Consider the following 13,022-nt stretch of genomic DNA (forward strand, 5'->3'; position numbering starts at 1 on the left):
GCCATGAACAGTAAATCCACTCATGAATAGTCATATACGATATGAGCAAAACTGATTTCACTGACCTGGACGGCAAGGTCCTGCGCACATTCCTGATCATTCTTCAGGAAAGCTCGGTTTCAAAAGCCGCCGACCGGCTTGGCGTGACGCAATCGGCGATCAGCCACACGCTGGCCAAGTTGCGGCGGGTGCTGGGTGATCCCCTGTTTGTGCGGTCGGGTCACGGGTTGATGCCAACCGAGCGCGCTTTGTCGCTGCAAGAGCCAGTACAGAGTGTGTTGGACGGGATGCGGGGCCTGACCGATGACCGCCCGTTCGACCCGCTGGCAGAAGAAATCAACATCCAGATCGCAGCCAACGACATGCCGCGCGAGTTGATCTTTCCATCGCTGCTGCAAACGACTCGGCGCGAAGGTGTGCGGCTGCGGTTGAGCTTTATTCCGTCGGGTGTTCCCCATGCGGACCTGCTGCGCAATGACCGGTGCCAGTTGATGTTGACCCCGCTGCCACCAGACGGGCCGGATATCTTTCAGAAACGCGTTCTGATCAGTCCACTCATGATCTATTACGACGCCGATCAGCGCAGCCCGCCCGACAGTTGGCCCGCCTATTGTCAGGCAGATCATGTCGAGGTGCGTTTTGCCGACGGGCGCAGTTCCCGCGCGGTAATGCGCGGTGTGGATCAAAGCCAGATCAGGCCACCCACCGTCATTCTTCCACATTTCAATGCCATCCCGTCATTTGTGAAAGGCAGCGACCTGATCTCAACCGACACGGCGCTTATGAAACGCGGGCCGCTGGCGGCGCTGGAGTGTGCCCCTCTGCCGTTCGAATGTGAGCCCGTTGCGATCTACATGGTGTGGCATCAGCGCTCGGCCAATGATCCGGCCCATCGCTGGTTGCGCAATCGGATCGAGGCTATCGCGGGCACGCTTCAAGAGTGAACGTGCGGCTAGTCAGAAGCGCGTTTTGACAAAATGCATCAATGTGGCGCCTGCTTCGAAATAGGCACGGCGCAGGCCTGTCCAGTTTTCGCGATATTCTGATACCGCAGGCACAGGCAGCGTGGACAGGTCGTTTTGCAACAGGCTTTCGGCCATCAATCGGCCAAACGCGGTGCCGGGCGCAATTCCGCGACCGGAATAGCCGTGCACCGACAAAGCATTGGGACCGATTTGCGTGATCTTGGGAATGTGGTCCAAGGTCATGGCAATCCGCCCGTGCCAGCCTTCGGTTAGCGGCTGCCCTGCAAGCTGTGGATAGAGCGCAGCGAGTTTGCGCCTGATCCATGCCGTATGCACGGAGCGGCCTGCATGCCCCAGATCGCCCATGGCTCCGATTATCAAGCGTCCTTCGGCATCCAAGCGGATAGAGGTCATGATCAGCCCGGTGTCCCAACACCCCTCACCCCCCGGCAAGATACCCGCGCGCAATTTTTCCGGCAGCGGAGAGGTCGCGAATTGAAAAAAGTAGACCGGCACGTAGTCAGGGGATGAGGCCGCAAGACTCCGATGATACGCGTTGGTGGCTTGGATCACGGATTTGGCGCGAAGTTTGCCCTGACGCGTTTTTAGCGTCCAAATCCCTTGGTCGAATTGCATGGTTTCAATGGGGCATTGCGAAACAATTCTCGCCCCTGCCTCGGCAGCAGCGCGGGCCAGACCACGGACGTAGCCAAGCGGTTGGATCGTACCGGCGCGTGGATCGAACAACGCTCCGTAGAATGCCGCGCTGCCAGTACGTTGCGCCGCCTGTGGCCCCGACAGCAGTTCAACCGGTGCGCCGGTCGCACTAAGTTGCGCGTGGCGCTTCTGCAAATCACGCAGCCCTGAAGCGGAATGCGCTAGGTTAAGTGTCCCGTTGCGCACGGGCGCGCAGTCGATGCCGTTTTGTTCGATCAGGTCAAAAACCTCTGCCGGAGCCGCTGCTAAAAGGGCGATCAGCCGATCCCCGGCTTCATCACCCAGACGTGCGCGAATATCGGCAGGCGGCAACCACAGCCCCGCATTCACCAAGCCAACATTTCGACCTGACCCGCCATGGCCGATACCCTGCGCCTCAAGCAAACATACCGATGCTCCGGAGCGCGCCGCCGTCAATGCTGCCGAACACCCAGTGTAGCCGCCGCCGATTACGGCCAGATCAACCGTCAGATCATCGGTCAGGGGGTGGCTTTCCACATGCTCTCGGCAGGTTTTCAACCACAGGGATTGGTCGTGGTCAGGCACGCTGAACTCCTTGAATTGGCGCGGATCATCAGGGCTGGATCAGCCGGTGACAAGGGCTCTTTGATCCTCGCGCCCCATCGATATCAGGAAGGGCTCTGTCTGTTGCAGCGCCTGAAAAGCCGGTTTGTCGGACATCCCGCGCCAGTCAGCCAGAACCAGAGACTGCGCCACCGCCCCGCCCAAAGTCGCGCCAGGGCCGGTGACGATGAACAGGTCTGGCGCAAACTCGCGCGCGGCCGTCTGAATGGCGCGCGTAAAGTCATATGTTTCGGTCACTTGATGGCCCAGCGTATAGTCCCAAAGCGCCCGCGTATCCGTCGCGCCCGGCCACCAGATTTTGCCGCGCCCGTCGATCAGCGGAAGGTCAGGCTGACCAAACATATCTGGGCTCAGCCTCGATCGGCCTTTTGCCGCAACCGGGGTCTGCAATGAGGTGTGGAATGCGGCGTGGTTGGCAAGCCGCATCGGAAAGCGATCCTGCACCGTGGGGTGCGCGGTCTCAAAGGCTTTCAGCCCCGCCTCATTCCCGGCCAGCACAAGCATCCCGCCCAGATCAATGGATAAGGCCAGATCACACCCGTCGGTTGCGTTAATATCCGCCACTTGTGCCAGAAGTTCGGCCTTTCGGGTGGCATCCGCCTGCCACGTGTCGCCAACGAACGGATAAACCAATTGCCCGCCGATCAACTGCTCTTGCATCAGCGTTCCCATTGTATTCACAACACGAAACCCGTCCTGCGGAGACAACGCACCACCCGCCGCCAGCGCAATGTACCAGCCCATCGAATTGCCCGTGACAGCGACCACATTGATATCTTCGCCCAGCGCCTGAGCGTCCGCCAGCGATGCCGCATAGATCAGGGGTGAGGCCACATCCCCGCGAGAATACTTGCTCACCGTGTAACGATCCGCACCATCAAGCGCGGTCACGGTCTCTTGCCCCGCCTCGGTGCGGATGGCGTCGAAGCTGTGGAACAGGTCCATCCGCTGCGCGTGATGCCGGTGCAGATAGCCAAGTTCGGGCTTGTTGTAAGTGCCCCGACCGGGACAGATGATGACGGCAGTGCGGGTCATGCGCGGCCTCCGGTTAGCGTGAGCGCGGCCGCGACGATGCTGTCCTTGGAGGGCAACGGGGCGGCATAGGCCGGGCCTGTTGCGATAAAACTATCCTCGGCCACGACACGCGCGATGGGGGTCGATGGGTTTTCTTCTGTAAAGAAGGTCATCAGCGCCTCGGACTGACTGCCGGTTCGTCGGCATTCATCGACGATCAGAACATGCGCGCAGGGCTTAATGGCCGAACGCAGAGCATCAACCGGCAGTGGCGCAAGCCAGCGCTGGTCGATAATGCGGGCTTTTATACCGGCCGCTTCCAGTTCAGGCAGCGCCTGCTTGGACAAGTAATGCCCATTGCCATAGGTCACGATGGCCAGATCATTTCCGTCCGCGTGCACGCCTACCTCTCCCAACTCTATACGTTGATCCGCCGAGGGATAGGTCGTCATCCATCCACCATCCTGCGCCTCATGTAGGTCGCGCATCGGATAAAGGGCGATGGGCTCCAGAAACACCACAACCCGCTGCTCCTCACGTGCCAGCCGCACGCATTCACGCAGCATCTGGGCGGCGTCCGCGCCGGTCGATGGGCAGGCGATGACCACACCGGGAATGTCGCGCAGCACGGCCAGAGAGTTGTCGTTGTGGAAATGCCCGCCGAACCCCTTCTGATAGCCCAGCCCGGCAATCCGCAGCACCATCGGGTTGGTGAACTGTCCGTTCGAAAAAAACGGCAAGGTCGCGGCCTCGCCCCGGATCTGATCTTCGGCATTGTGCAGATAGGCAAGGAATTGGATTTCGGGGATCGGGATGAAGCCGTTGTGACCCATACCAATCGCCAGACCCAGAATGGACTGCTCATCCAGCAGTGTATCGATCACCCGGTCCGGGCCAAACCGCTGTTGAAGTTTCTGGGTTACGCCATAAACGCCGCCTTTGCGACCAACGTCTTCGCCCATGCAGACAATCTCTGGGTGTTCCAGCATCAGATCAGTCAGAGCCCAGTTGATGAGGCGGCTCATGGGTTGTGGGTCGTCCATCGCGCGCATGTCTCCGCCAAATGCCTTTGCACGCGCCTCAGGACTTGGGCCGTTGGTCGGTTTACAGGCGCGTTTTGGTGGGATCAGGCTTGCCATCACCTCGGCGGCATTGGCCAGATGCGGGCGTTTTGCTGCCTGTGCCGCAACACGATCGGTGCGCGCACAGGTATCCTCGTAGATTTTCAGCGCCTGCCCGGGCGACAGCGCGCCTGCTTGATCCAGAAGGCGGACCGAGTGCAGCAGAGGATCATTGGCCTCATCGGCCTCGACCTCCGCCTTGGACAGATAGGTGGTCGGAACATCCGCGCCAGCATGGCCGTAAAGCCGTACGGTTTTAAGGTGCAGGAACGCGGGCTTTCGGCGCGTCCGCACATATTCGGACGCCTCACGCGCAACGGCATAGGTTTCATAGATGTCCAGCCCGTTGGCCTGAAAGTACTTTATCCCCGGTCGATGCTCCATCGATGCCTGTATCCAGCCTTTCGGGGTTTTGACCGAGATGCCGATCCCGTTATCTTCACACACGAATAGAAGGGGCAGCGGTGTCGACTGCACACTGGTCCAACCGGCGGTGTTGATCGCCCCTTGGGCCGTCGAATGGTTGGCTGATGCGTCCCCAAAAGAACAGATCGCAATCCCATCCTCTGGCAACTCCCGATGCTCGGGGTCATGCCTCCGGGCCGCACCCAGACTGTACGCCGCGCCAACCGCCTTGGGCAGATGACTGGCGATGGTCGAAGTCTGCGGTGGGATCATCAACGCTTTGGACCCCAACACCTTGTGCCGCCCGCCCGAGGTCGGGTCTTCTTTCGAGCATGCGAAACTCAGCAGCATGTCCCAGGCAATCTGCTGGCCGGGCACCTGTTCGGCCCGGGCGATCTGGAACGCCGCGTCCCGGTAGTGAAGAAAGGCTATGTCCGTGGGGCGCAGCGCATGCGCGACCGCGGCCATCCCCTCATGCCCGGATGAGCCGATCGTGTAAAAACCCTGCCCCGCTTTTTGCATTGCGCGGCTGGCGCGATCCAATGCCCGGCTGAGGACCTGAGATCGATAAAGCGATACTGCATCCGGGTTGGTCAGACCCGGCATTGGGGCCGCTCCGGCGGGGAAATCGCGTTTTGCGACACGGGTCAGGAAGTTTTCGTGAACGATCTGAGCGCGATCCATGGCCTGTCCCCCGGTCTACTACGGCATGAGTGCGGCAATTCTATCTTGGATACCGCCTGCATTCTCAACCGGCCAGCCAAAAGAAAAACCTGTGTTTGTATCGGACTGGCACCCGGCAATTGCCAGTGATATTCCATTCGAAAGGTATGAGGATTCATCATATGATTGCCCCCCGTCGGTTTCTGCCTTCGATCCCCTCTTTGCTCGCCCTCGAAGCCGTTGACCGCCTTGGCAGCGCCTCAGCCGCCGCCGAAGAACTGTCGCTTACACAAAGCGCGATCAGCCGGCAACTCAAGTCTATGGAGGAACAGTTGGGGGTGGATCTGATCCAGCGCAGCCAGATGCGTCTGCATCTGACCCCGGCAGCGAAGGAATATGTACAAGTCGCCCGGACAGCACTGAACCAGCTTGCGCAGGCTTCACTGAAACTCAAGGCCAACCCGACCGGCGGGTCCTTGAACCTGTCGATCCTGCCCGCATTTGGCATGCACTGGCTGGCCCCGCGTCTTCAGGATTTTGCCCGCCGCCACCCCGAAGTCACCGTGAATCTGAATACAAGGCTTCGGCCTTTTGATTTCGAATCTGAGCGTTTCGACGCTGCAATTCACTTTGGTCAACGGGACTGGGCCGGAGTGAATTACCTTCCGATAATGCGTGAAGATGTGCTGCCGGTCTGCTCACCCGAACTGCTGCCTGATAGCGCGGATGACATCGGCTGGCTGACAACAGCCCCCCTGCTGCACCTTGAGACACGCCCAGATGCCTGGGAAAGATGGTTTGCCGCACAGGGGCGCGCGGTGAGCGGAATACACGGCATGTTGTTCGATCAATTCTCAACCATGGGGCAAGCCACCATCCACGGTCTGGGTGTTGCGCTTCTGCCCAGCTACCTGATTGAGGCCGATCTTGCAGCCGGGCGGCTGGTTCCCGCATGGCATGGTCCAGGCGTCAGTCTAGGGAATTTCTATCTTGTCTGGCCACAGTCCCGCGCAGAATCCGAACCTCTCCGCTCTTTCCGCACCTGGCTGCAAGGTCAGATTGATCAGACCTTGGTCTCGTAAATCCAAGATCACTTCAAACACTGCGCGGCCTTCGGCCTTGCGTCCTGCGGACGGCAGGTGGGAGCACCACCCGGCTCAATCAAGTATCCAAGGACCGGGCGATAAGCTCTTTCATGATTTCGTTCGTACCACCGTAGATCATTTGAACGCGAGCATCCGCATAGAGGCGAGCAATCGGGTATTCCATCATGTAGCCATAGCCACCAAAGAGCTGAAGGCATTCATGCATGATCTCGTTCTGCACCTCCGACCCCCAGTACTTCACCATCGACGCCGTCGCTGCATCAAGCACTCCGGCCTCAAGCCGCGCGATGCAATCATTGACAAAGCTGCGCAGGACCTCTGCCTTCGTTTTGCATTCTGCCAGTTTGAACCGCGTGTTCTGGAAATCCATCACCCGCTGTCCGAAGGCCTTGCGTTCTTGCGTGTATTTCACCGTCTCGGCAATTGCGAAATCAATTGCGCCCAGCGCGCCGATGCCGATAGTCAGACGTTCCCACGGCAATTGGTTCATCATCTGATAAAAGCCCTGACCCTCCTCTGCGCCCAGCAGATTGGTCATCGGGACCTTCACGTCCTCAAAGAACAGCTCGGCTGTGTCATTGGCTTTCATGCCAAGTTTCTTCAGGTTACGCCCCCTGCGGAAGCCCTCGGCACCTTCGGTTTCAACGGCGATCAGCGAAACACCCTTGGAACCCAAAGTCTTGTCGGTCTTACAGGCCGCTAGGATCAAGTCCGCAGATTGCCCATTCGTAATGAATATTTTTGACCCGTTTAAACGGTAGGAGTTCCCATCTTTGTCTGCAGTCGTACGAATGGCCTGCACATCCGAACCGGTTCCTGGCTCGGTCATGGCCAGTGCGCCGACCATCTCACCTGATGCGAGTTTCGGCAGCCATTTCGCCTTTTGATCCTCGCTGCCATAGGCATTGATGTAGTGGACAACAATCGACTGAACCGCGTAGCCCCAGCCGGAATCGCCGTGCGAAGACTGCGCATACATCGTGACCGCGTCAAAGCCGATCCCGCCGCCTACACCGCCATAGGCCTCGGGGATCGCGCCGGCCATCAGACCCATGTCACCGGCTTTGCGCCACATGTCACGGTCGACAGCTCCGTTTTCGATCCAGAGGTCGATATTGGGAACCAGTTCATCTTCCATGAAGCGGTCTGCCATTTCGGCAAACATTTGATGCTCGTCGGTCACCCAACCTGCGGTCGCGGTAAACAGCGTCATAGGACGTTCTCCCCAAATCGTTCTGTCGTCAAATTAGCGTTGAAGCCGGCGTATTCCAATCCGGCCAACGCGCGACAACGCAACGTTCTTTCAGAGATAATAACCCGTTCAGTCCAGAGCGGCGTTCAACAAAAGCGCGGCAGCGGCCTTGGCATCCTCTGCCGGTTCGTAAGATTTCAGAAAAACCGCAGTCACAATTGCACCTTCCTGCAACAGAAAAATCTGGCAGGCCAGGTGTTCCGGGTCGCGTGCCCCTGCCTTGCGCGCCAGATCGGTCAAATAATCCAGGATAATCTGTTTGTGCTCAGCCGATTGCTTGTGGATTGGGTGATCCACTTCTTGAAATTCCGCGCCGGCCTTGATGAACATGCAACCGCGATATTCTTTCTCATGAAACCACTCGTTCAGGGCGTCGAAACTGGCAAGCAATTGACCGGCGGGCGTATCCGAAAGCTCGTTCATGCGGCGGAAGAGGTTTTCGCAAAAATCTTCATCGCGCAGTTTCAGAACCGCGAGAATCAGTTCCTCCTTGGTGCGGAAATGCTTGTACATTGAGGTTTTGGAAACACCCGTCTCAACCACAAGTTTATCCATGCCGGTGGCGTGAAAGCCGTGCCGATAAAAAACCTGCAAGGCCTTCCTAACCAGTTCATCGCGTTTATTTGGGCGCATTTACGGGCTCCTAAGTGTACAGATCAGTACATAATACGCTAGGGCCGTTTAGACAACCTTCAAGGGAACATGCAAAGACACCCAAAAAAGACTTGCAAAGGTTTACCGATCTGTACATATTAATACCAGGATGTACCGATCTGTTAACCTTGGAGCGATCAGATGAGACGACATGCCAGCCTATTCTCCCCTCAATACGTCCCCTTTCTGCTGACAGTCGCAATGATCGCCGCCGCACTAACATAAAAGACCACAGGATGACACGCCCCCCTCTCCCCCCCTCCACGTGGGACGGCACCATGCAAAGGGTTCGCATGGCACCAACCGCGTGGAACGGCCGCGATGCGGATGTGGTGACACCGGATGTTACGGTCGACAGTGAACTGGGAAACCGGACCAAATTCCTAAGCGTGCACAAGGCCGCCCAAGCCCTTTTGCCCCGCGTGTGGAACACGGAACAAGACGACCGGTTGATCAAGGATCTGTGGACCCGTTCCGGAAACCGCATCGCGGCACGTATTCCTGACGAGTTGCACGGTATGAACGGACAGTGGTTAAGGCGTTGCAGCGATAAAGACTGCGAACTTGCCACAAATGGCCACCCACATCACTGGACGCAATATCCCAACCCCGAAGACCGCCCCAGCACTCATGCGTTGGGTCACTAAAAGGAAACTACATGCCGCGCGCTTTCTCGGAACTTACCTTCACTCCCGCTGTTCGGGCGCATCAAGAAAGGATGGGCTCGGCCAGAACCTACGCAAAGTTCATCGAGGGCGGCCCGCAACAGGGTCACCAGATCGGTGCGGCAGAAAAGACATTTATCGAAGCGCGCGACGGGTTTTACCAGTCTACCGTTTCTGAAACGGGTTGGCCCTATGTCCAATATCGCGGCGGGCCGGTCGGGTTTCTCAAGGTTTTGGGCCCGCAGACCATCGGGTACGCGGATCTTTCGGGTAACAAACAATATATCTCGCGCGGGAACCTGGATGGCAATGACCGCATTGCCCTGATCCTGATGGATTATGCCAACCAGCAGCGCCTCAAGATCCTTGGGCGCATGGAATTCACCGAAGGCGAAGCTGCCGCGACCAGCCTCTATCCCGAAGGGGCGGAAACCCCCGCCGAACGCGCCGCGATCATCCGGGTCGAAGCGTTGGATTGGAACTGCCCGCGCCACATCGCGCCCCGGTTTACCGAAGACGAACTGCGCCCTCACCTGAATGCGCTTGGACAGCAACTGCAACAGCTTCAGGCCGAGAACGAAAAACTAAAGCAACAACTGGCACAAAAGTTGTGACCTCTCTGCGTCTGCGGGGAACGGTCACAACGGACAAAAGGAGCCTCATCATGCTGCGTTCTGCGTTAAATGCCGCCAGCCTCTTTCTGATTGGATCGTTGCTGACGGTGGCTGCCCTGATGGTGGCGTTCTTTGCCTCACCCGAGGCGGTGCGCACATCGCCGCCCGTTCAATATGATTCACTGTTGCTGAACCAACTGACACAGAAATAACCTGCAGGCATATTCTGCAGAAAGCTGCCGTAGCCCCTTGACCTTCCTGTGACTGGAACCCCCATTTGGAGGGTGAACATGACGATAGGATGAGTCGGATGGCCACGCCGCAAACAACTCAACTGAAAATCTCCGGCATGGGCTGCGCCTCTTGCGTGGGGCGGGTGGAAGCCGCATTGCGGACTGTGCCCGGTGTGTCCGGCGCATCGGTCAATTTCGCGACGGAAACCGCTCAGGTCACCCATGACGGTCAGGTCAACGCTTTGATCGAAGCGCTGTCGAACGCGGGCTATCCTGCGGCAACGCGGCAAACCACCCTGAAAATCGAAGGGATGAGCTGCGCCTCGTGTGTGTCGAGGATCGAACGCAGCCTAAAGGCTGACCCGGCAGTGATTGACGCCCATGTCAACCTGGCCACGGAAAGCGCCCAGATTTCCCTTGTTGAAGGGGCGACAGAACCGCAAGCCCTCGCGAAACGTTGTAAGGACGCAGGGTATTCGGCGCGCGTGGCAGAGGATGTCGATGTCCAGACTGATGACGTCAAATTCGAAGAGGCCCGCGCGCTGAACCGGTCTACGATAATTGCCGCCGCGCTGGCTTTGCCTGTGTTCGTGCTTGAGATGGGCGGCCATATGATTCCGGCATTCCATCACTGGATTCACGCGACCATTGGCACTCAAAACAGCCATTTGATTCAATTTGCGCTGACATCGGTGCTGTTGCTGGGGCCGGGGCGTGTCTTCTACGAAAAGGGCATCCCCTCCTTACTGCGCAGATCACCGGATATGAACGCGCTGGTGGCGTTGGGGACCGGGGCGGCATACCTGTTCTCGGTCACCGCGACCTTTGCGCCGCAGATCTTGCCTGAAGGCAGCGCCAACGTGTATTTCGAGGCCGCCTCTGTCATCGTCGTCCTCATCCTTCTGGGCCGCGCGATGGAGGCCCGGGCGAAAGGGCGGGCCGGGGCCGCGATCCGCAAGCTGGTGGGGCTGCAGCCCAAGACCGCGCGGGTCGAGATGGACGGCGCGTTTATTGATCGTCCAATCGCTGACATCTCGATCGGTGATACCCTGCAAATCCGTCCCGGTGAACGGGTGCCCGTGGACGGCGACGTGCTGGAAGGCTCTTCCTATGTTGATGAAAGCATGATCACGGGTGAACCTATTCCCGTCGGAAAAGAGCGCTCGGATCAGGTCGTCGGAGGCACTGTAAACGGGACCGGCGCATTGCGGGTCCGCGCCACGCGAGTCGGGTCTGATACAGTGTTGGCCCAAGTCGTCCGCATGGTGGAACAGGCGCAGGGGGCCAAGCTGCCGATCCAGGGGCTGGTCGACCGAATAACCGCGTGGTTCGTGCCAATCGTAATCGCCATATCGCTGTTGACGCTGGTGGTTTGGCTGGTCTTTGGCCCGGCACCAGCGCTGCCAATGGCGCTTGTAACCGGAGTTTCCGTTCTGATCATTGCCTGCCCCTGCGCGATGGGGCTTGCAACACCAACCTCGATCATGGTGGGAACCGGACGCGCGGCAGAGCTTGGGGTCCTGTTCCGCAAGGGCGACGCGTTGCAACAGTTGCAACAGGCCAGAGTGATCGCGCTGGACAAGACCGGAACCTTGACGCTGGGGCGGCCCGAGCTGGAGCATGTGTCCCCTGTCAACGGATTTGACCGCGAGGACGTCCTGCGATTGGCTGCCGCGGTCGAGGCCCGGTCAGAGCATCCCATTGCCACGGCAATCACTCGCGCAGGACCAGCGGATTTGCCCAACGTGTCGGAATTTGAGTCCCTGACCGGGCTGGGCGTCCGGGCCAAGGTCGCAGGGCGTGACCTGCTGATCGGCTCGCCCCGCGTTATGGCTCAGAACGGCATTGATCTGGCCGCATTGACGGCGGAGGCCGATCACAGGGCCAGCGAAGGGGCGACCCCCCTGTTTGTTGCCATTGACGGTAAGGCGGCGGCGCTGCTGACGGTATCTGACCCGATAAAACCCGGTACACGGGACGCGCTGGAACGGCTGCACGCGATGGGTCTGAAACTGGCGATGATAACGGGCGACAACGCTCGTACTGCGCAAGCGTTGGCAAACAAGCTTGGTATCGACGATGTCACGGCCGAAGTTTTGCCAGATGGAAAGCTGGACGCAATCACCGCGTTGCGCGACAAGTTTGGCGCGCTGGCTTTTGTCGGCGACGGTATCAACGACGCCCCGGCGCTGGCAGCGGCAGATGTCGGCGTGGCCATCGGTACGGGCACTGATGTTGCGATTGAAACAGCGGATGTCGTTCTGATGTCCGGCGATCTTCGCGGCGCAGCCAATGCCGTTGAAATCAGCCGCCGCACGATGCGCAACATCCGCCAAAACCTCGGTTGGGCCTTTGGCTACAACATTTTGCTGATCCCTGTGGCCGCTGGAGTACTGTACCCGCTCAGCGGACAGCTCCTGTCCCCCGCACTAGCCGCCGGGGCGATGGCGTTGTCCAGCGTTTTCGTGGTGTCCAATGCGTTGCGTCTGCGGCGCGTACGAGCCACCTTACCCGTGGCAAAACAGGACCAAGCCTCGCAAGCGGTGACAACATGAATATTGGAGACGTTGCAACCCAAACCGGCCTGCCCGCCAAGACCATCCGGTATTACGAGGATATCGGTCTGATCAAACCACTGCGCGACGAAAACGGCTATCGTCGATTTCGCGAACAGGATGTGCACAAACTGAATTTCCTGGGCCGCGCCCGCGCCCTTGGGTTCACGATCGAAGATTGCCGCACCCTGCTTGCACTCTACGAGGATGAAACTAGGGCCAGCGCGGATGTCAAAAAGGTTGCCCGGGCCCATTTGGCACAGATCGAAGCCAAGATTTCCGACCTTAACGCCATGCGCGACACGTTGGGGCATCTGATCGACGCCTGTGCTGGCGATGACCGTCCCGATTGTCCTATCCTGCAGGATTTGGGCGGCAAGCCATAACGCGGGGTTGCTCTTTGCGCGTGGCTTTGATTTGTCTCGGGCAGAAAATCTAGCCTGCTGAACAGGATGGGCTTCGGATAGCAAAGA

General features: G+C 58.8%; 12 protein-coding genes. 7 read left to right on the forward strand and 5 right to left on the reverse strand.

Annotated elements, in window-relative coordinates; genetic code table 11:
- The first annotated feature begins 41 nt into the window (after positions 1 to 41).
- Positions 42 to 944, forward strand: coding sequence for a LysR family transcriptional regulator (locus ACXAET_RS09995; RefSeq protein ID WP_475184183.1), 903 nt, complete (start codon positions 42 to 44; stop codon positions 942 to 944).
- 12 nt (positions 945 to 956) lie between these two features.
- On the opposite strand, the gene ACXAET_RS10000 is transcribed toward ACXAET_RS09995, so the two are convergent.
- Genes ACXAET_RS10000 through ACXAET_RS10010 form a run of 3 tightly spaced genes read right to left on the reverse strand, consistent with a single transcriptional unit; the run spans position 957 to position 5,491 of the window.
- Positions 957 to 2,228 (reverse strand): NAD(P)/FAD-dependent oxidoreductase, encoded by a 1,272-nt coding sequence (locus ACXAET_RS10000; protein WP_475184185.1) that lies wholly within the window; start codon positions 2,226 to 2,228, stop codon positions 957 to 959.
- A 39-nt stretch (positions 2,229 to 2,267) separates the two neighbouring features.
- Positions 2,268 to 3,302 carry an ACP S-malonyltransferase gene (locus tag ACXAET_RS10005; RefSeq protein ID WP_475184186.1) on the reverse strand — a complete coding sequence of 345 codons (1,035 nt, stop codon included), beginning with the start codon at positions 3,300 to 3,302 and terminating at the stop codon, positions 2,268 to 2,270.
- On the reverse strand, positions 3,299 to 5,491 hold the full coding sequence (locus tag ACXAET_RS10010; RefSeq protein ID WP_475184188.1) for a dehydrogenase E1 component subunit alpha/beta: 2,193 nt from the start codon (positions 5,489 to 5,491) through the stop codon (positions 3,299 to 3,301). Before ACXAET_RS10010 ends, ACXAET_RS10005 begins: the two co-directional genes overlap by 4 nt.
- Positions 5,492 to 5,652: 161 nt before the next feature.
- Between ACXAET_RS10010 and ACXAET_RS10015 the strand changes: the two genes are divergently transcribed.
- A complete protein-coding gene (locus ACXAET_RS10015; RefSeq protein WP_475184189.1) occupies positions 5,653 to 6,552 on the forward strand; it encodes a LysR substrate-binding domain-containing protein in 900 nt (299 codons plus the stop codon).
- Between the two features lie 79 nt (positions 6,553 to 6,631).
- Here ACXAET_RS10015 and ACXAET_RS10020 read toward each other — a convergent pair whose 3' ends face one another.
- Positions 6,632 to 7,789, reverse strand: a complete 1,158-nt coding sequence (locus ACXAET_RS10020) for an acyl-CoA dehydrogenase family protein (RefSeq protein WP_475184191.1) — start codon at positions 7,787 to 7,789, stop codon at positions 6,632 to 6,634.
- A 108-nt stretch (positions 7,790 to 7,897) separates the two neighbouring features.
- Positions 7,898 to 8,461 carry a TetR/AcrR family transcriptional regulator gene (locus tag ACXAET_RS10025; protein ID WP_475184193.1) on the reverse strand — a complete coding sequence of 188 codons (564 nt, stop codon included), beginning with the start codon at positions 8,459 to 8,461 and terminating at the stop codon, positions 7,898 to 7,900.
- Between the two features lie 257 nt (positions 8,462 to 8,718).
- On the opposite strand from ACXAET_RS10025, the gene ACXAET_RS10030 reads away from it, so the two are divergent.
- From ACXAET_RS10030 to cueR, 5 genes are all read left to right on the forward strand, one after another.
- Positions 8,719 to 9,129, forward strand: a complete 411-nt coding sequence (locus ACXAET_RS10030) for a DUF1348 family protein (RefSeq protein ID WP_475184194.1) — start codon at positions 8,719 to 8,721, stop codon at positions 9,127 to 9,129.
- Between the two features lie 11 nt (positions 9,130 to 9,140).
- Positions 9,141 to 9,761 carry a pyridoxamine 5'-phosphate oxidase family protein gene (locus ACXAET_RS10035; protein ID WP_475184197.1) on the forward strand — a complete coding sequence of 207 codons (621 nt, stop codon included), beginning with the start codon at positions 9,141 to 9,143 and terminating at the stop codon, positions 9,759 to 9,761.
- A 50-nt stretch (positions 9,762 to 9,811) separates the two neighbouring features.
- Positions 9,812 to 9,973: a hypothetical protein gene (locus ACXAET_RS10040; RefSeq protein ID WP_475184199.1), complete on the forward strand. Its 162-nt coding sequence runs from the start codon at positions 9,812 to 9,814 to the stop codon at positions 9,971 to 9,973.
- Positions 9,974 to 10,071: 98 nt separating this feature from the next.
- On the forward strand, positions 10,072 to 12,549 hold the full coding sequence (locus ACXAET_RS10045; protein WP_475184201.1) for a heavy metal translocating P-type ATPase: 2,478 nt from the start codon (positions 10,072 to 10,074) through the stop codon (positions 12,547 to 12,549).
- Positions 12,546 to 12,935: a Cu(I)-responsive transcriptional regulator gene (gene cueR, locus ACXAET_RS10050; protein WP_068339383.1), complete on the forward strand. Its 390-nt coding sequence runs from the start codon at positions 12,546 to 12,548 to the stop codon at positions 12,933 to 12,935. Before ACXAET_RS10045 ends, cueR begins: the two co-directional genes overlap by 4 nt.
- Positions 12,936 to 13,022 lie beyond the last annotated feature (87 nt).

It is taken from the genome of Ruegeria sp. AWH4_226, from assembly GCF_056159225.1.